17 protein-coding genes are annotated in these 17,768 nt (G+C 69.8%); 4 read left to right on the top strand and 13 right to left on the bottom strand.

Translation table 11 applies throughout. The features are described from left to right. Positions 1 to 12 precede the first annotated feature (12 nt). Entirely contained in the window at positions 13 to 798 is a 786-nt protein-coding gene (locus tag K2F47_RS35790) for a TetR/AcrR family transcriptional regulator C-terminal domain-containing protein (protein WP_242910604.1), read from the top strand. Positions 799 to 902: 104 nt separating this feature from the next. Here K2F47_RS35790 and K2F47_RS35785 read toward each other — a convergent pair whose 3' ends face one another. Together K2F47_RS35785 and K2F47_RS35780 are read right to left on the bottom strand one after the other, a co-directional pair. Continuing rightward, the gene (locus K2F47_RS35785; protein ID WP_242910603.1) at positions 903 to 1,820 is read right to left on the bottom strand and encodes a branched-chain amino acid transaminase; all 918 of its coding nucleotides are present in this window, start codon (positions 1,818 to 1,820) and stop codon (positions 903 to 905) included. After that, positions 1,817 to 2,464: an O-methyltransferase gene (locus K2F47_RS35780; RefSeq protein ID WP_242910602.1), complete on the bottom strand. Its 648-nt coding sequence runs from the start codon at positions 2,462 to 2,464 to the stop codon at positions 1,817 to 1,819. The genes K2F47_RS35785 and K2F47_RS35780 overlap by 4 nt, the downstream gene beginning before the upstream one ends. Before the next feature lie 79 nt (positions 2,465 to 2,543). On the opposite strand from K2F47_RS35780, the gene K2F47_RS35775 reads away from it, so the two are divergent. After that, complete coding sequence (locus K2F47_RS35775; RefSeq protein ID WP_242910601.1) at positions 2,544 to 3,488, top strand: D-2-hydroxyacid dehydrogenase; 945 nt, start codon at positions 2,544 to 2,546, stop codon at positions 3,486 to 3,488. On the opposite strand, the gene K2F47_RS35770 is transcribed toward K2F47_RS35775, so the two are convergent. The 6 genes from K2F47_RS35770 to K2F47_RS35745 all read right to left on the bottom strand — a co-directional run bounded on the left by K2F47_RS35770 (position 3,460) and on the right by K2F47_RS35745 (position 9,885). Further along, a complete protein-coding gene (locus K2F47_RS35770; protein ID WP_242910600.1) occupies positions 3,460 to 4,461 on the bottom strand; it encodes a DMT family transporter in 1,002 nt (333 codons plus the stop codon). The genes K2F47_RS35775 and K2F47_RS35770 overlap by 29 nt on opposite strands. Positions 4,462 to 4,531: 70 nt before the next feature. Continuing rightward, a complete protein-coding gene (locus tag K2F47_RS35765; protein ID WP_242910599.1) occupies positions 4,532 to 5,434 on the bottom strand; it encodes an iron-containing redox enzyme family protein in 903 nt (300 codons plus the stop codon). A 113-nt stretch (positions 5,435 to 5,547) separates the two neighbouring features. Then, positions 5,548 to 6,678 carry a Glu/Leu/Phe/Val dehydrogenase dimerization domain-containing protein gene (locus K2F47_RS35760; protein ID WP_242910598.1) on the bottom strand — a complete coding sequence of 377 codons (1,131 nt, stop codon included), beginning with the start codon at positions 6,676 to 6,678 and terminating at the stop codon, positions 5,548 to 5,550. 300 nt (positions 6,679 to 6,978) lie between these two features. Continuing rightward, complete coding sequence (locus tag K2F47_RS35755; protein WP_242910597.1) at positions 6,979 to 8,346, bottom strand: FAD-binding oxidoreductase; 1,368 nt, start codon at positions 8,344 to 8,346, stop codon at positions 6,979 to 6,981. A 217-nt stretch (positions 8,347 to 8,563) separates the two neighbouring features. Further along, positions 8,564 to 9,115 carry a cob(I)yrinic acid a,c-diamide adenosyltransferase gene (locus K2F47_RS35750; protein WP_242910596.1) on the bottom strand — a complete coding sequence of 184 codons (552 nt, stop codon included), beginning with the start codon at positions 9,113 to 9,115 and terminating at the stop codon, positions 8,564 to 8,566. Then, the gene (locus K2F47_RS35745; RefSeq protein WP_242910705.1) at positions 9,112 to 9,885 is read right to left on the bottom strand and encodes a helical backbone metal receptor; all 774 of its coding nucleotides are present in this window, start codon (positions 9,883 to 9,885) and stop codon (positions 9,112 to 9,114) included. Before K2F47_RS35745 ends, K2F47_RS35750 begins: the two co-directional genes overlap by 4 nt. 130 nt (positions 9,886 to 10,015) lie before the next feature. On the opposite strand from K2F47_RS35745, the gene K2F47_RS35740 reads away from it, so the two are divergent. Both K2F47_RS35740 and cobM read left to right on the top strand, forming a co-directional pair. After that, positions 10,016 to 10,582, top strand: coding sequence for a hypothetical protein (locus K2F47_RS35740; RefSeq protein ID WP_242910595.1), 567 nt, complete (start codon positions 10,016 to 10,018; stop codon positions 10,580 to 10,582). A gap of 155 nt (positions 10,583 to 10,737) precedes the next feature. Then, a complete protein-coding gene (gene cobM, locus K2F47_RS35735; RefSeq protein WP_242910594.1) occupies positions 10,738 to 11,490 on the top strand; it encodes a precorrin-4 C(11)-methyltransferase in 753 nt (250 codons plus the stop codon). 40 nt (positions 11,491 to 11,530) lie between these two features. On the opposite strand, the gene cobF is transcribed toward cobM, so the two are convergent. The 5 genes from cobF to K2F47_RS35710 all read right to left on the bottom strand — a co-directional run bounded on the left by cobF (position 11,531) and on the right by K2F47_RS35710 (position 17,548). Then, positions 11,531 to 12,298: a precorrin-6A synthase (deacetylating) gene (cobF, locus tag K2F47_RS35730; protein WP_242910593.1), complete on the bottom strand. Its 768-nt coding sequence runs from the start codon at positions 12,296 to 12,298 to the stop codon at positions 11,531 to 11,533. Between the two features lie 43 nt (positions 12,299 to 12,341). Continuing rightward, positions 12,342 to 13,346, bottom strand: a complete 1,005-nt coding sequence (locus K2F47_RS35725) for an LLM class flavin-dependent oxidoreductase (protein WP_242910592.1) — start codon at positions 13,344 to 13,346, stop codon at positions 12,342 to 12,344. Between the two features lie 82 nt (positions 13,347 to 13,428). Further along, positions 13,429 to 14,679 (bottom strand): preATP grasp domain-containing protein, encoded by a 1,251-nt coding sequence (locus K2F47_RS35720; protein ID WP_308198526.1) that lies wholly within the window; start codon positions 14,677 to 14,679, stop codon positions 13,429 to 13,431. Then, the gene (locus tag K2F47_RS35715; RefSeq protein ID WP_242910591.1) at positions 14,676 to 15,692 is read right to left on the bottom strand and encodes a cobalamin biosynthesis protein; all 1,017 of its coding nucleotides are present in this window, start codon (positions 15,690 to 15,692) and stop codon (positions 14,676 to 14,678) included. Before K2F47_RS35715 ends, K2F47_RS35720 begins: the two co-directional genes overlap by 4 nt. Beyond that, positions 15,689 to 17,548 carry a cobyric acid synthase gene (locus K2F47_RS35710; RefSeq protein WP_242910590.1) on the bottom strand — a complete coding sequence of 620 codons (1,860 nt, stop codon included), beginning with the start codon at positions 17,546 to 17,548 and terminating at the stop codon, positions 15,689 to 15,691. Before K2F47_RS35710 ends, K2F47_RS35715 begins: the two co-directional genes overlap by 4 nt. Positions 17,549 to 17,768: the final 220 nt, after the last annotated feature.

The following is a 17,768-nucleotide window of genomic DNA, read 5'->3' as shown; positions in this document are numbered from 1 at the left end:
AAGGAGTCCACTTTGGTCGTCTTCGCCGGGCAGGGCGACGCGCGCCGCACGATGGACCTGCTGTGGCGTCCGGGCGCCGAGCCCGGCCCGCGTCCGGGCCCGAGACCCGGCCTGAGCGTGGAGGTCATCGTGGCGGCGGCGATCGCCGTCGCCGACGCCGAGGGCATGGCGGCGTTGTCGATGCGCGCGGTGGGGGAGCGGCTCGGTCGGACGGCCATGGCCCTGTACACCTACGTCCCGGGGAAGAGCGAGCTGGTCGACCTGATGTACGACCGCGCCCTCGCAGAACTACCGGACGCCTACGACACTTCGGCGGGCTGGCGCCCGGCGGTCATGGCCTGGGCGGAGGACTCCTGGGCCTTCTACCTGCGCCATCCGTGGATGCTCCAGGTCTCGCAGGCCAGGCCGGTGCTCGGCCCGAACGAGTACCGCGCGCTGGAGACGCTGCTCGGCGTCCTGTCCGGCACGGGCCTCGGCGCCCGCGACACCCGGCGCGCGGTGGCGGCGCTGTCGCAGGTGGTGCGCGGCTCGGCCCAGACCCTCACCGAGTCGCGGCAGGTCATCGACTCGACCGGGACCTCGGAGGCGGACTGGTGGTACGCGCGCACCGACGTCCTGACGGAGGTCGCCCCCGACTTCGCCCACCGCTACCCCGCGCTGGTGCGCCTCGAAACCGAGAGCCCCCCGTTCACCCCCGACGGCGAGTGCGCCACCTACCTCGAACTCGCCTCCCGCGAGGCGTTCGAGGGCGGCCTGACCCTGGTCCTGGACGGCCTGGAAGCCGCAATCACCCGTTAGAAGCAGGCATGACGAACCCGCCGCCATGAGCCGCAACACCCGAACAAAACGAGGCGGCGCTGGAAGGCTGGGGGGACGAACGCCTGTTCGGTGGTGGGGGTTAGTCAGACCGGGGTCATCCAGCCTCGGGGGTCGGGGGCGCGGCCGCGCACGATGTCCATCATCGTCTGCTGGAGCGACTGGGTGACCGGGCCGAAGGCGCCGCCGCCGATCTTGCGGCCGTCGATCTCCGGGATCGGGAGCAGCTCGGACGCCGTTCCCGTGCTGAAGACCTCGGTGGCGCCGAGCAGGTCGTCGGTGCCGAGATCGCGCTCGACCACCTCGTAGCCCAGGTCCGCGGCCAGGCGCATGACGGTGTCGCGGGTGATGCCGGGCAGGAGCGAGCGGGACGCGGGCGGGGTGGAGACGACGGAGCCGTGGACGGCGAAGATGTTCTCGCCGGTCGCCTCGCACACCATGCCGTCCTCGTCGATGAAGATCGCCTGTGCGAAGCCGCGCTGTTTGGCCTCGGAGTAGGCGACCACGCTCAGCAGGTAGTGCCCGCACGCCTTGGCCTTGTACAGGCCGGCGTGCGCCTTGGGCCTGCGGTGGCTGGAGAAGGTGGCGGTGGTGCCCTCCTCGCGGTTGCGGTCGGAGTAGCCCGACCAGGCGAAGGCGAGCACCGCCGTGTGGGGCTCGTTGAGCCAGTGCGCGAAGATGATGTTGGGTTCGCCGACGTACACCAGCGGCCGCACGTAGGCGTCGGCGAGGCCGTTGGCCTTGATCGTGCCGCGGGCCGCCTCGACGAGCGTCTCCTCGGTGTGCTCGATCGGGATGGACAGGGCCGCGGCCGAGTCGCGCAGCCGCCGCATGTGCTCGCCCACACGGAACATGGCCTGACCGCCGTCGTCCTGGCGGTAGCAGCGGATGCCGTCGAACGCGCCGAAGCCGTAGTGGAGGGTGTGGGTCAGCAGATCGGCGCGTGCGGTGTCCGAGCGCACGAGCTCGCCGTCCAGCCAGAGGGTCTCGGCTGCTTCGATCACGAGGGCTCCCCGGGGGCGTGGTCTCGGACGGTGATCTCGACGCCGGCGCCGACCGGGAGGGTGTGGGAGCAGGCGCCCGGCACGTCGCGGACGTGCTCGACATAGGCGCGCATCTGCTCGGCGGTGGCCTCGGGCTGGAGGATGTTGTCCGCCACGACCACCCCGCCCGGTGCGAGCCGGGGCCAGACGAGGTCGAACTCGCGGATGTAGAGGTCCTTCCAGTGGTCGATGAGCACCACGTCGAAGGGACCGGGCAGGGCGGGGACGATCTCGGCGGCGTCGCCGTGCTCGATCCGCACCAGCCCCGCGAACCCGGCGTCGGCGATGTTGCGCCGCAGCTCGACGACCTTGCCGGCGTCGGCCTCGATCGTGACGAGCGAGCCGCCGGTGTCCGCGACGGCGTCGGCCAGCCAGATCGTGGAGTACCCGACCGACCCGCCGATCTCGACCACCCGCTGTGCCCGGCCGCGCCGGACGAGCACGTTGAGCAGCCGGCCGACGTCGGGTCCGACGTCGAGCATCAACCTGGGCGCGGCGGCACGGGTGTGCCGGGCGCCGCGCGCGTTCAGCGTGTCCAGTTCGGGCCGCTCACGGGCGGAACGTTCTTCGAGGCGGGCCAGCACACGGCCCGCGTCGGTCGCCATGACCATTCGCTCACCTTCTCTCGGCTCCCCGGCCGGAGCGCTGTGGCCGCCGGACCGGAACTGTCCTAGCCTGACCGCCATGAGGATGTGCATCATGCATCCGCGGCTCGGTGACGAGCTCCGCGACCACCTCGACGGCCGGCTGCCCGGGGTGACGGTCGACGTCGTCCACGACGATCGCGGCGACCCCCCGGAGTTCGACCGCTACGACGTCCTGGTCGCCAACGCGTTCCCGCCGGGGCTGCTGGCCCGCGGCGCCCGGCTGCGCTGGCTCCAGCTCACCAGCGTCGGCACCGACCAGCTCGCCGCCGGACGGCCGCGCCCCGAGCTGACCGTCACGACCGCGGGCGGGATCCCGGCGCGGGCGGTCGCCGAGTTCGCCCTGATGGGCATGCTCGCCCTGGCCAAGGAGGCCCCGGCGCTGGTGCGCGGGCACGACGCCCGCGATTGGCGGCTGCCCGACGCGCGGCTGCTGGCCGGAGGCACGCTGGTGCAGGTCGGCCTCGGCCGGGTGGGCAGCGAGGTCGCCCGCCGGGCGCGCGCCTTCGACATGCGCGTGGTAGGGGTGAACAGTACGGGACGGGAGTCCGCCGCGGCCGACCTGACCGTCCCGCCCGCCGCCCTGCCGGACGTGGCCCGGGACGCCGACCATCTCGTCGTGGCGGTGCCCGGCGGCGCGGGAACGCGCGGCCTGGTCGGCGCCCGTGTCGTGGCGGCGCTGCCCGCGACCGCCTGCCTGGTCAACGTCGCGCGGCCCGAGGTCGTGGACACCGGCGCGGTCGTCGCGGCGCTGCGCGGCGGACGGCTGCGCGGCGCGCTGCTGGACGTGCACGACCACGAGCCCCTCCCTTCCGACAGTCCGCTGTGGAGCACCGACGGCCTGTGGGTCACTCCGCACGCCGCGTTCTGCTATCCCGGCGAGGCCGCCGACCTCGCCGACCTGGTCGCCGACAACCTGCGCCGGCTGCGGGCGGGCGAACCGCTGCGCAACGAGGTCACCGGTCCGGCTCCCGCTCGCCGCTGAACCGTCCCTCGCCCCCGAACCGGCCGTCCCGCGTGGGGCCCGAGGCGACCGCCTCGGGGGAGCCGGCCGGTTCGGCGTCCTCCTCGCCGCGCGGCGAGCGTTCCCAGGTCGCCAGCACGACGCCGACCAGCGTCACCGCCGAGCCGAAGATCTGCCAGCCGCTCAGCGACTCGTCGAAGACCGGGACGGCGAGCATGGCCCCGAAGACCGGGACCAGGTAGAGGAACACGTTGGTCTTGGCCACCCCGACCTGGCGGAAGCAGTAGTACCAGGCGATGATGTTGTAGACGAACCCGATGACACCGCCGTAGGCGACGCCGAGCCAGCTCGCCGCGGACGCCTCGGTGAGGGTCTCCGGCGAGCCGATCAGGCCCGGCGCCGCCAGCAGCACCAGCGGCACCGTCCCGATCATGCAGCTCCAGGTCGCGACGGCCGGCGGCGGCAGCCGCCGCATCGCGAACTTGCTGATGATCGCGTAGACCGCGAACAGCAGCACCGCGACCATCATGAGGATCTCGCCCCGCCAGTCGTCGGAGCTCTTCTCGCTCGCGCGGTCGGTGGGCAGGATCCGCATCAGCCACAGCATGCCGACCCAGCCCGCCGCGATCCCGACGATCTGCCGCACCGCGATCCGCTCCCGCAGCACCAGCCAGGCCAGCGCGAGCGAGGCGGCCGGGATGACCATTTCGATCAGCCCCGCCTCGGACGCCGGGATCAGTTCCAGCGACCTGAAGAACAGGATGTTGTAGATGCAGATCCCGACTAACCCCGTACCGATCAGCCAGGGCACGTCCCGCCGCTCGGGGCGCGGCCAGCGCCCCAGGAGCGGGAGGAGGACGACCAGCGCCAGCAAATAGCGCATGGCGTTGGCCTCCGCCGGAGTGAAACTGTCCAGCGCGTACCGCCCGGCGATCAGGTTGCCGGCCGCCGTGGCCGGCACCGAGACGAGCAGAACGAGCATCTTCCAGTTCACGGCGGCGTCCTCGGCGATGGAGTGGCTCGGCGATGGGGTTGGAACCTGCGATCCCGGCGGGGGCGGCCGGTCAGGTGCCGGCGGACCCCGAATTCAAAGTCTCCCAGGCCGGGTGGCGCTTCAGGATAATCTCCCGGTAAAGGCCCCACTGATACATTCGGCGCGCCTGGATGGAACGCCATACCGCCAGCCGGATCCGGTGCTGGAGATCGCCGGTGACCGCGTACTTGCGCAGCAGGTTCGTGGCCTCCTCGGCGTGCTGGTCGTCGCCGCCGTAGTCGTTCTCGAGCCGCTCGTCGCCGGCGTGGATGCGGAATACCTCCAGCGCCTCGTCGTCGAGGTCGAACTGGGCACTGAGCGCACGTGCGATCTGCCGGAACCGGTTGGGAATGGTCAGCTCGATGGCGAAGCTGCCGGCCGCCAGCCCTTCGAGCCAGTGGTAGTCGCGTACCAGGTGCTGGCGGTACTCGACGTACACGAGGGTCTCGGGGTAGGGCTCGGTGAACTCCATCTCCTCATCGCTGACGCCCAGCGCGTTGCCGAGCTTGCGTACGGTCACGGGGTGCTCGCGGGCCGGGTTGAACTCGCCGAGCTCCTCGGCGAGATTGGCGCCCATGAACTGCCGGGCGTCATAGAAATAGGTCGCGTTCGCGCAGATCTGCGCGATGACGGAGGGGAAGATCCGGGCGTCGATGTACCACTGCTTGACCCATTCACGGACGCCCTCGAGCGGCACCTGCTGCGCGATGAGGCGTTCGTAGAACGGTCCGATGTTGGCCGCCGCCGAGTTCATCACCTCGTCGGTCAGCTCCTTGACGAACTGCTCGGGCGGCAGCGCGACCGGCACCGGGTCGGTCAGCCGGGTCGACGGCGTGCCGATGGGAGCGTGGTCGAGCTCGTGCTGCAACTCTCCTTCGTGACGGTCGCGAACCTGGCGGACGGTCTCGCGCTGCTGGTGGGCTTCAAGCGTCATGGGTGTACTCCCCCTGCTCTTGCGCGGTCACTTGCCTGTCTGGTGTCTGCCTTTGTTCTGTCGTTCGTGGCCCTGTGGGACGCCGGTACGGCCGAGTGCCGACCCGGGGCCGGCTAGGGCGTTGGGACGGCGACGGCCTCCTGGCGCGCGGCGACCCGTTCGGTGCTCACCCGCGCGGCCGCCTGCGGAAGGGACAGCCCGTCGGCGGCCGCCCGGTCGCTGACCGCCGCGTAGGCCGCCCGGATGCGGTCGCGCACCTCCTGGTGGAGGACGGCGGCCAGGGCGTCGGCGTCCTTGGCGGCCTGGCCGTTACCGGTGAGGACGACCCCGGTGGTGATCGCCCCGCCCGCGTTGGCGATGATCCCCGGGAGGACCGTCGTCCCTCGCGCCTCGAAGGCGGCGAGCGCCGCGGGTGTACTGGGATGGTTGGCGCCCTCGGCGATCAACCGCGCCGAGATCCGCGGCACGTCGCTCTCGTGCACCGCGTGGGCGCAGGCGGCGAGCACGAGGATGTCCGCCGGGACGTCGAGCAGCCGGTCCGGGTCCGCGTCGGTGGTGAGCCCCGGAGGCAGTGCGGCCCGGTCGACGACGCCGGTGGGGTCGGTCGCCGCCACCAGTTCGGCCAGGGGCAGCCCGGCCGGATGGCTGATCACGCCGAGCTGGTCGGAGACCGCGACGACACGATGGCCCCGGGCGTCCAGGTGGACCGCCGCCGCGCGTCCGACCGTTCCGAATCCCTGGACGGCGACGGTCGAGGCCGGAGCGTCGAGCGGCCCGGCCGCCGTGATGGACTCGGCGATCCCGTATCCGGTGATCTGGGAGCAGCGTTCCCACAGCTCCGTCCATGAACAGGGCAGTTGCGCGGCGTCGCCGGACTTGGCGACCTCGTACCCGGCGGCCTCGAAGATGAGCCCCCGGTCCCGGTAGCCGATGCCCTGGTCCGTGCCACCGTAGACGCCGCCCTTGAGCAGCGGGGCCATGTGCGTGCCGAAGGCGCGCAGCCGCCTGTCACGTTCCTCGCCGGGCGGCAGGTCGCTCACGATGCCGCCCTTCGCGCCGCCGATCGGCAGATTCGCCAGCGCCAGCTTCCGTGTCATCTGGCGGGCGAGCCCCGCCAGTTCGGTGGGGGTGACATCGGGCGTCATGCGCACCCCGCCCATCGCCTTTCCCTCGACCAGGGTGTCGACGATTACATATGCTTCTAACCCCGAATTACTGTCGCGCAGGTTGGCAACGATAGTCATTCAGCCTCCGTAGCGTGACGAAAAGACTTCCCCGAGTGACCAGTTGCCTTTCGCAAGGCACGACAGAGTCTTATCCAGGCAGTTTCCCGTGTCAAGATACTTCGCGTTAGGTGACGGCCTGGCCGTAGCTTGAATATGGGTCGAACCGATATGCATTCTCGCTGGTCAAGCCGCTCACGGTGAAGCGGTTAAGGTGATCTTGGAACGCGCTTATACGGCCGCCATATGCGGTCGTCGAGTGGAACGTGATGGTGTGCTGATCTGGCGATTTCAGCTCGGTCGCGACATGGCGCCTGAGGTTTAGAAAACTTTACCCGGGTTGAGGATTCCCGCAGGATCGAAGGCGTGTTTGACCGCGCGGTGCAGCGCGAGTGAGTCGGGGCCGAGCTCGCGTCCGATCCACCGCCGCTTGAGCGCGCCCACGCCGTGCTCTCCGGTCAGAGTGCCGCCGAGATCGAGCGCGGTGGTGAACACTTCGTCGGCCGCCGCCCACACCGCCTCCGGCACCTCGGGCGGCCCGGCCTCACCGCGGTCGAACACGAAGACCGGGTGCAGGTTGCCGTCACCGGCGTGCGCCACGGTCATGACCGTGACACCGTGCCGCTCCGCCGCCGCCTCGATCGCCTCGAACATCTCGGCCAGCCTGGAGCGCGGGACGCACACGTCCTCGACGAGGCACGCGCCCAGCCGCTCCGCCGCCGGGTAGGCGAGACGGCGCAGCTCCAGCAGCGCCACGGCCTCCTGCGGATCGCTTGAGACATCGGTATGGCTCGCCCCGGCCCGCTCGCAGCACCGGGCGATCTCGGCGGCCGGGCCCCGCGGATCGGCGGCATCGGACTGCGCGATCAGCACCGCGCCGGTGTCCGGTTCGAGACCGATGCGCTTCCATTCGTCGATCGCGCGCAGGGTCGCCCGGTCGATCAGCTCCAGCAGACTGGGCTGCACCCCGGCCGCGACGATGTCCGCGACCGCCTCGGCGGCCCGGCGCGCGGACGCGAACAGCGCCAGGACCGTCGCCGGTTCGGGCGGGACCGGACGCAGCCGCAGCGTCGCGGCCGTGATGACCCCCAGGGTCCCCTCGGAACCGACGAACAGGCCCGTCAGGTCGTACCCGGTGACGCCCTTCATCGTGCGCCCGCCGGTCTGGATCACCCGGCCGTCCGCGAGCACGGCCTCCAGGCCGAGCACCGAGTCGCGGGTCACCCCGTACTTCACGCAGCGCAGCCCGCCGGCGTTGGTCGCGAGGTTCCCGCCGATCGTGGAGATCTCATGGCTGGACGGGTCGGGCGCGTACATCAGGCCATGGGCGCGCGCCGCCCGGTCGAGATCGGCCGTGATCACCCCCGGCTCGACGACGGCGAGCGCGTTCGCCGGATCGAGCTCCCGGACGGCGTTCATCTCGCTGAGCGCGAGCACCACGCATCCGTCCACCGCGAGGGCCCCGCCGGCCAGGCCGGTGCCCGCACCGCGCGGCACGACCGGGACGCGATGCTGGTCGGCCCACCGGAGAGTGGCGACCACGTCCTTCACTTCCCGGGCGCGGACGACGGCACCCGGGACTCCCGGCTCCAGAAATGTCCGGTCGCGTGCATATGACGCCGCCACCTCGGGATCGACGACCACGCGTCCCGCGGGCAGTTGTCTGGCCAGTGCCTCGAAATCCGTCATGTGTCCTCCGCCTTGACGGTCGTCCGCTGTAGCGCGGCACTTGACAGATCCTGGGTTCAAATGGACGGCGGCGTCCAGCCCGCGGCGACTCGCAAGCGGCCCGGAATGCCGCTCGGTCAAGATCCAGGCTTTACCAGTAGGGTTAGTCCAATTGTTCCATTGCCACCGCCACGGCCGTGAATGCCGCGCCTTGTCGTCGAACCCGAACGAATACTCCCTAGCCCCTGGGTGCCCAGGGGACCTCCGGCGCCCCGGCGCGGTGGTTGACATAGCGCGCGACGACGAACAGGAGATCGGCCAGCCGGTTCAGGTAGGCGGCCACGTCCGGGTTGACCGGGCCCTTGTGGCGGAGGGTGGCGACCCGGCGTTCGGCGCGCCGGCAGACGGCCCGCGCGACGTGCAGGTGGGCCGCGGGCACCGAGCCGGAGGGGAGGATGAAGTTGCGCAACTCGGGGAGCTCCGGCTCCAGCCTGTCGATCGCCGCCTCGAGGTCCGTCACGTCCTCGCCGCTCAGGCGGGGGAGGGAGGCGCCGGGCCCGTCCGTATCGGGGGCCATGAGCTCGCTGCCGACCACGAACAGCCGGTTCTGGACGACGCCGAGGATCTCGTTCACGGGCTCCGGTACGCCCTGGGCGATGGCGAGCCCGATGACGGCGTTGCACTCGTCGACCGAGCCGATGGCCTCGATGCGGGCCGAGTCCTTGTCCAGGCGCTTGCCTCCCCAGATTCCGGTCCGTCCGGAGTCGCCTTTCCGGGTGTATATCTTCATCGGCGCCCTTCGTGTGGGATGGGTTCGAGTTGTTCGCGCAGCATGGCTACCGCGTCGACCAAAGAGGGCCCGTACCAGGTGAGAAGGCGCCCGCTCACGAGCCGGCTCTTCTCTCCGAACTGCTCGGGCCCGTCACTTGTATTGAAAGGATAGGGCTCGTCGGGCAGAATGATCAGGTCGGCGCCCGCCGCCCTGATGTCTTCCAGGGGCAGGGCCGGATAGCGGCCCGGTAGATCATGGAAGACGTTCGCTATCGCCAGCCGGCGCAGCAGGTCGGTACCGAAGTTCCGGCTTCCGGCCACCATCCACGGGTCCCGCCAAACGCAGATCACCGCACGCGCATGCGGATTCGGCACCGGGCGGGAGAGCGTGTCCGATGCCGATTCGAGCCATTGCGGGATCGGGCGGTCCAACGCCACGGCGAACAACCGCCGCAGCGACGACAGGGCTTGTTCCACGCTCTCGACCACGGTGACCCAGACCGGAATACCGGCCTCGCGCAGGCGCCGCACGTCCAGTTCCCGGTTCTCCTCCTTGTTGGCGACGACCAGGTCCGGAGCCAGTTCTTTGATGCGCGCGACGTTCGGGTTCTTGGTCCCGCGCACCCGCTCGACGTCCAGGTCGGGCGGATGGGTGCACCATTCCGTCGCACCCGCGAGCAGACCGGGAGCGCTCACTGCGATGGCCTCGGTCAACGACGGGACCAGCGAGACCACCCGGCGGGGCGGTCGGCGGAGGGGAACCGGGGCGCCCATGTCGTCCATGATCATTCCGGTCGCCACGCCGCCATCGTAACGCATCGCCCGCTGAATCGTCGGGGCGATTTCCCACACACGGCGATCAAGGTTTTACTGAAGTTTTACCTGCCCTTTCGAGAGGGCAAGGGCAAGGCGGCCACAATTGGTCACCGGCGAGCAATACGTCGCATCGATGACGCATTCTTTGTCCATGGTGAAAACAAGACCGACGAAAGTCCGCCAACGGCCGGCGCTATTCCTGGCCTCCGGGCTCGCCGCGGCCCTGCTCACCGCCGGGGTCGCGGGAACCACATCGGCGAACGCCGCCGAGAAGACCGGCGAAACGGCCACCGTCCAAGTCACCGTCATCGGAACATCCGGCACCATCTTCTCCGGCTCGGTCACCACGGAGGCGCACGACCTCACAACGGCCGCCGGCGGAACGCACAAGTGCGACGGCACCAACAACGGCCAGAACCCCCAGCCCGGCCCGACCGTGACCGGCGCACTCGATGACGCGGCCACAGGCAACGGCTTTACGTGGGACGGCCCCTGGTACAGCTTTTTCGACGACTACCAGGTGAAACGTATCGCCACGGAATCCAACACCAACCAGGTCTACTGGCAGTACTGGCTCAACGGGCAGCACATCCTGATCGGCGGCTGCCAGCAGCAGGTCGAGACGGGCGACCAGATCACCTGGAAGCTCGTGCCGGAGAGCACGCACTGACCGGTACCGGAAAGACCATTCCCGCCAACCAGCCTTGAGGCTCCTGGACCAGGGCGGCCCCGGATTTCCGTGGCCGCCCTGGTCGGCGTCGCGGTGCCGACCTGGCCGTACGATCGGGCGGACAAGGCGGCGACACCGGACGGCTGGAGGCGATCATGACGGTGTGGTTCATCGGCGCGGGCCCCGGGGCGGCCGATCTCATCACCCTACGCGGGCAGCGCACGATCGCGAACTCCCCGGTCTGCCTCTACGCGGGCGCGCTGGTTCCGGACGAGCTGCTTGAGCTCTGCCCGCCCGGCGCCCACCTGGTGAACACGGCGGAGCTGACGCTGGACCAGATCCTCGCGGAGCTGGAGGCGGCGCACGCCGCGGACCTCGACGTGGCCCGGCTGCACTCCGGCGACCCCTCGGTCTTCAGCGCCATGGCCGAGCAGATGCGGCGCCTCGACGCCGCCGGCATCCCGTACGAGGTGGTACCGGGGGTCCCGGCGTTCGCGGCGGCGGCCGCGTCGCTGCGCCGCGAGCTCACCGTGCCGGGCGTCGGTCAAACGGTGATCCTCACCCGTACGTCGGCGCGCGCCACGCCCGTGCCGGAGAAGGAGCGGCTCTCCGTCCTCGGTGCGAGCAGAGCCACGATGGTGCTGCATCTCGCGGTGCAGCGCATCGAAGTGGTCGTGGACGAGCTGATCCCCAACTACGGCGTCGACTGCCCGGTCGCAGTCGTCGCCTACGCCAGCCGGGAGAACGAGGTCATCCTGCGGGGCTCGCTCGGCGACATCGCGGCCCAGGTGCGCGCGGCGGGCATCCGGCGCACCGCCGTGATCGTGGTCGGCGACGTGCTGACCGCCTCCGGCTTTCCCGACACGCACCTGTACTCGGCCGCCAGGTGCCGCCAGAACCCTGCCTGAGGCGGCTCGCCGTCAGAACCCGACCTGAGGCCGCTCGCCGTCAGGAACCGGCCCTGCGCCGCAGCAGGTAGGTGTCCATGATCCAGCCCTTGCGCTCGCGCGCCTCGGCGCGGACGGCGGGGATCTCCATCCGGGCCTCGTGCAGCGGGCCCGCGATGAGGATCTCGTCCGGGGTGCCGAGATAGGCACCCCAGTAGATGTCGAGGTCCTTGTCCTCCAGTGTGGTGAACGCGCAGCGCGCGTCCAGCATGACCACCACGTCGTCGACGCCGTCGGGGAATCCCTCGGCCTCAAGCCGGCGTCCCGTGGTGATCAGCACGGACCTGCCGATCTGGTTGATGCTCGTGCGGTGCCGCGCGACCAGCGTGGAGACGCTGCTGATCCCGGGGACGACGTCGTACTCGAACGCCACCCGCCCACGCCGCCGCACCTCCTCGATCACGGCGATCGTGTTGTCGTAGAGGGTCGGGTCCCCCCAGGCGAGGATCGCGCCGACGCCGTCCTCGGGCAGCTCGTCCCGGAACATCCGCTCGTACAGGTCGGCGCGCCGCCGGTGCCAGTCGGCCACGGTCGCGACGTAGTCGGCGGGGGTGCGGTCGCGATCGACGTCGGTCACGGTGACGACCCGGTAGTCGTCGCGGCTCATGAACCGGTCCAGGATCGCCTGGCGCGCGTCCACCAGCTCGCGTTTGCTCCCGCCCTTGTCGAGGAAGAAGAACACCTCCGCCTCGTTGAGCCGCTCGATCGCCTCAACGGTCATCTGCTTCGGATCGCCGGCGCCGATGCCGATGACCAGTACCTTGCGCATACGGAGGAACCTCGCTTCTCGGGCGGTCGGGTAGGGGTCTCGGTCAATCCTCGTGGACGTTCAGGCCGCGGGCGCCCTCACGTACCCGGGGGATGAGCTCACGTCCGATGAACCGGGTGTCGTCGAACGGGTCGAGGCCGCTGACACGAAAGCCGGTCACGCCGAGCCGGACGTAGTCGAGGAGTGCCTCGGCCACCGTCTCCGGGCTGCCTACCAGGGCGTTCAGCGTACCGCCCCAGGGTCCCGCCGCCACCATCCAGAGGGCGCGGTCGTGCAGCTCTCCCGCCTCGGCCGCCTGGCGCAACCTGGCGGCGCCGGTGTTGGCGACCAGGTCGCCCGGTTTGCCCGGGGGGCCCAGGCGTTCGACGTGCCGGCGGGCCCGGTCCCAGGCCTCCTCGTCGGTGTCCCCGAGGATCAGGGTGAACCGGACGCCGAACCGCGGTGCGTCGCCGCCGAGGTCCGTGGCGATCTTCCGGACCTTGGAGACCAGCTCCACGGTTCCGGAATGCGGCTCGCCGAAGAAGAAGTGGTAGTCGCCGTATCTGGCGGCGGTGCCCAGCGCGCCGGGGGAGGAGCCGGAGATGTAGATCGGCACGCCCGGCTGCTGGAGGGGCTTGACGTAGGGTTCGTAGCCCTCGAATTCGTAGTACTTCCCTTTGTGGGAGATCGGGTCGGTCGATGTCCATGCGGCTTTCACTATCCCGACGTACTCGTCGGATCGGACGTACCGCTCGTCCTTGCTCAGGAAGTCCCCTTCGCGACGCTGGTCGGCGTCGCTGTGCCCGGCGACGATGTTGAGGTCGATCCGGCCTTCGGTGAAGTGGTCCACCGACGCGAACAGCCGCGCGGCGAGGGTGGGATACATGAGACCCGGGCGATGAGCGATGAGGAATCTGATGCGCTCACTGTGGTGGGCGGCGTAGGCGGCCACCTGGGTCGGATCGGGGCTCCCGGCGCCATAGCCGATGAGAACCGAATCGTAGTCGGCTTTCTCGTGGACCAGGGTCGCCTCGCGTACATGGTCCAGGTCGAAGGTGTTGTCGCTCACGCCGAACGACCTCGATGTCCCGATGTATCCGACGAAGGTCACATCCACTGGTCGCCTCCTTTCGTCGAGGTTCGAAGGGGCCTCACAACGAAGCGTCGGTGATCGCGGACTCCAGATCGGCCAGGGCGGTTCGCGACGTGCCGATCGCACAATACGGAAAGGCGCCGGCGCCGCCCGGGCCCTGGCCGGTCAGGACGACGCCTTTCCGGGCCTCCGGGTCAAAGGAGACCCCTGCGGTCGCGAGGCGGTCATGCGCGTCCTTGAAGGAGCGGGCTTGAAAATATCCCGCCGCGATGGCGCGTTCCCGGAGATAGTCGGGCGCCACCAGCGTGGTCAGCATGCCCTGCAAATGGGTGAGGCCGCTGAGCCGGCCGTTGAACTCGGTGAAGAGGGTCCGTCCGTCCGGGGTGCGGATCCCGTCGATGCTCATCATGCCCCGGTAGCCGAGCGACCTGACGAGGTCGGCCAGCCGCAGCGTCTTTCGATGGAAAACGGCGACCGGGGCCCCGTGGTCGTCTGTTCGGAACCACTCGAAGCCGCTCACTCGGGGTTCCATTCTCATCTCCACGAGCGCGTCCATGCGCACCCCGTCGTCGGTGATCCCGATTTCGGCGGCGTAGGTGGTGGAGTTCCGGTGGTACTCCTCGATCACGACCGGATGCCCGCCGTCGGAGGTGAGGAAGGACCACTTGGAGGCGAGGACATCGGCCACCTCGTGAGGCGAGGCGACGGTGAGCAGTTCCTGCGCGCCGATGGCCCTGAGACCGGGCTCCGCGGAGATCACGAAATTGCCGTAGCCGCCCGTATGGAAGTCTCGCTTGACGATGACCGACGAGCCCCGCGAGATGCGGCGCGAGACGGCCTCCTCGGCGTCGGAGAATGCCCGGACGACATCGCCGGCGGGGATGGGCAGGCCATGTCCGGTGGCGAACACGCGAAAGAAGCTCTTGCTGTTCAGGTAATCCGCGCCGCCCTGCTCGATGAACGCCCGACCGGGAACGGAGGCGCCCAGTCCGAGGCGTTCGGCGAGAGCACAGGTACGGCGGTCCTGATGGTAGGCCGTGAAACTCGTGCACTTATCAGCGGCCTTGGAGAGGCGCGCCATGAAATCTTCGTCGCGGAGGCGGTCGAAGGTCAGCATGTCGAAACCGAGGCGCCCCGGCGGAGGGACGAGGATCGTGATGTCGTCGGGGCTGAAACCGAGCAGCGCGGTCACATACCGCACGAACAGGTCGTCGGGACGGCTGCTCAGCACGAAGACGCCCCGGGGCCGGGCGAGCCAGAGCAGCAGCCCCCGATGGCCGCGGATCGCCTGCCAGTCCGCCGGGGTCACCGGGTCGGGGAAGACGTCCTCGCTGACGATGTTCTCGAAAAAGAGTGTGCCCACGAGCTACCTTTCTTCGTCCGGCCGTGAGCCGGGGAGCACAGCGCGATACCCAGCGCCGCGGCCGTCGCCAGCGCGGAGACGGCTCTGCTGATCCGTACGGACGTGAGCGCCTCCCGCCCTTCCGGCTCGGCCCCTTCACCGAAGGCCACGATGAGGGTGCCCGGCTTGTTCCCCTGCTCCGGCTTCGCGAGCCGGATACCGAGGCTTCCGGCGAACGTCGCGAACAACTGCCCCGAATTGGGGCTGGAGTCGATGCCGGCGTCCCGGCGCCATATCCGCAGCGCCGCACCCGCCGAGCCGCCCGTCAGCGGTGAGCAGGCGACGGCCATCGCGGCCCCCAACCGCGCCGGGACGTAGTTGACCAGATCGTCCAAGCGGGCCGATGCCCATCCGAACCGCAGATACTTCTCGCTGCGGAAGCCGATCCGGTTGTCCAGGACATTGATCGCCCGGTAGAGGAGCAGGCCGGGAATGCCCGCGGTGACGCCCCAGAACAGGGGGGCGACCTCGGCGTCGCACAGGCACTCGGAGACGGCGAAGATGACCACGCGGGGCAGTTCGGCGTCCGTGAGGGGGTCGGCGCTGACAAAGAACATCTGCGGAAAGGCCTTGCGCGCGGCGGCCGTGTCACCGGCCGCCAAAGGTTCGGCGATGCCGGCCGCGGCCCGTCGCGCGCCCTCGCCGCACAGGACCGTCCAGGTCGCGGCCCCGGTCGCCAGCACCTCCAGGAGCGGGTGCCTGCGCACCAGCCGCTGGATCAGGTAGGCCCCCGCGCCGAGCGGTACCGTCATCGCCAGCAGGTATCCCGCCCCGGCCCCGCGGTCGTCGCGGTAGAGCCTCGACTCGACGACGCGTGAGACCTCCCCGAAGCCGGCCACCGGATGGAAGCGTCGCGGGTCGGCGAAGATCTTGTCGGCGAGGATGCCGAGGCCGATGCCGGCGGCTCGCTGCCATGTCATCCGAGTGCGATCCTTTCGACCTGCCGCATGTCGAGGTGCGCGGACAGGCTCTCGGCCAGCCCGTCGAAGGTCCGTTCCAGATCCGCATGCGGTTCACTGCGGATGCCGAGGACCGCTTCGAGTGCCTTGGCGTTCTCGAAGACGCCGTGAAAGTACACGGCCAGGACGTTCTCGCGCACAAAGGCGAGCCCGCCGGGGATGATCTCCCGATCGGAGGTGGTACGGGTGCGTCCGTGCCTGATCTCGTAACCGTCGACCGTGATTCCGGAGAGCCGCTGCCAGGGGCCGGTAAGGCGACCGAAGGTGAAGCTCCCGGTGCGCTGGATCTTCTCCTCCTCATAGACCGTGTCCAGGGTGAGCAGGCCGAGCCCCTGCCCCGTGCCTTCGACATCGGCGTCGTCCTTGAACGACATGCCGGCCAACTGGAGGCCGCCGCATATGGCGAGTATCCGCCCGCCCGACGCGGCGTATCCGCGAATCACGTCCGCGAGTCCGGTGTCCCTCAGCCAGCGAGCGGAGGCGGGAACATCCTTGCTTCCCGGAAGCACGACGAGTTCGGCACCGGCGAGGTCGCCGGGATCGCGGGCCCAGACGATGTCGGTGGTGCCCGACGTGGAGACCGGGGTGAACTCGTCGAAGTTCGACATGTGCGGATAGGCGACGACGGCCATACGTTTCTGACGCTTCGCAGAAGTGCGGCTCAGACTGTAGGAGTCCTCTTCGGGAAGGGTGTACGGAAGCTCGGGGACGACGCCCAGGGTGGGCAACGACGTGACCCGCTCGAGGTATCGCCGGCTCGCGTCGAGCATTCTGGGATTTCCGTTGGCCCAGAAGCGGTTGAGGATGAAGCCCTTGACCAGCGCCCGGTCGTCCTCGGGCAGCAGGTGCCAGGTGCCGTAGCAGTGCGCGACTCCGCCGCCCCGGCCCGCGTCGCTCACGAGCAGGACCGGGGCCTCGGCCTCGCGGGCGATCCGCATGTTGACGAGGTCGTTGCGGTACTGGCCGGGTTCGGCGGGGCTGCCCGCCCCCTCGATGATGACGAGATCGTGCTCGTCCATCAGGCCGTGCAGGGCGTCGCTGACGAGGCGCCAGGCGGGTGGTTTCCGCAGCCTCCAGGGAAGCGCGGAGAGCCGGTCGTCGTAATGGCCGAGCATCAGGACGTGGCTGCCGCCGCTCTGGGGTTTGATGAGCACCGGATTCATGCGGACATCGGGGCGTCGCCGGGCCGCCAGCGCCTGGATGTACTGCGCGACGCCGATCTCGCCGCCGTCGACCACGCGGGCGTTGTTGGAGATGTTCTGGCCCTTGAACGGCGCCACCCTGAGCCCGAGGTCGGCGAAGTATCTCGCGAACGCCGTCACCAGATAGGTCTTGCCCGCCGCGCTGTGCGTCCCGGTGATCACCAGGGCGCGGCACCGGGGCTCGGTCGTTCCGTGCCGTGGGGAACGGCGATGTAAAGGGGAACCCCGGGACGTATCGCGGCCCTCCTCCTCGGTTTCGAGGTTGGGAGACCGATTGCCCAGAACCAGCAGGGCTCCGCCGTTGCCTATGTCTCCCGGATGCCGTTCGCCGAGCAGTTCCCCGGTCATGGTGTCGGTGAGAACGGCCGGTTCCGAGTCGTCCGCGGGCAGGTAGCTCAACCCGTCCCGGTCCATCGCCAGAAAGCCGTCCGCCTCGGCCCTCAGGGCTCCGGCTTCCGTTTCCACGTCCGCCATGTCGCGTATCGCGAGCACGAGAGGTGTCTCCACCGCTCGCACGAGGCCGAGCAACTCGTCCGCGCGCTTCGCCAGGTCCGGTACCGGCGGCAGCAGCAGAAGGGTCAGGTCGCCGCCATTGGCGACCGCCCGGTCCGGCACCTTCCGCCATCGCCGACCGCCGAGGTCGGAGAGCGTGCCGAGGGTGCCCTTTCGGCTGCTCCAGTCCTGCTCGCCGAACCGCGCGTACGTTCGGTCCTCGGCGTGCACGTGCGACTGGATGTCCCAATCCGCCAGATAGGCCACGAGGTGGGCGGCGACGGTCTCGATGATCTGCGCATCGGCTCCGGTGATCGCGAGTCGAGGAGTTCTGAGGATCACG

Origin of the sequence: Actinomadura terrae (assembly GCF_022751215.1) — a bacterium.
Lineage (GTDB): Bacteria > Actinomycetota > Actinomycetes > Streptosporangiales > Streptosporangiaceae > Spirillospora > Spirillospora terrae.
This window is presented reverse-complemented; position numbering and strand designations above follow the sequence as displayed.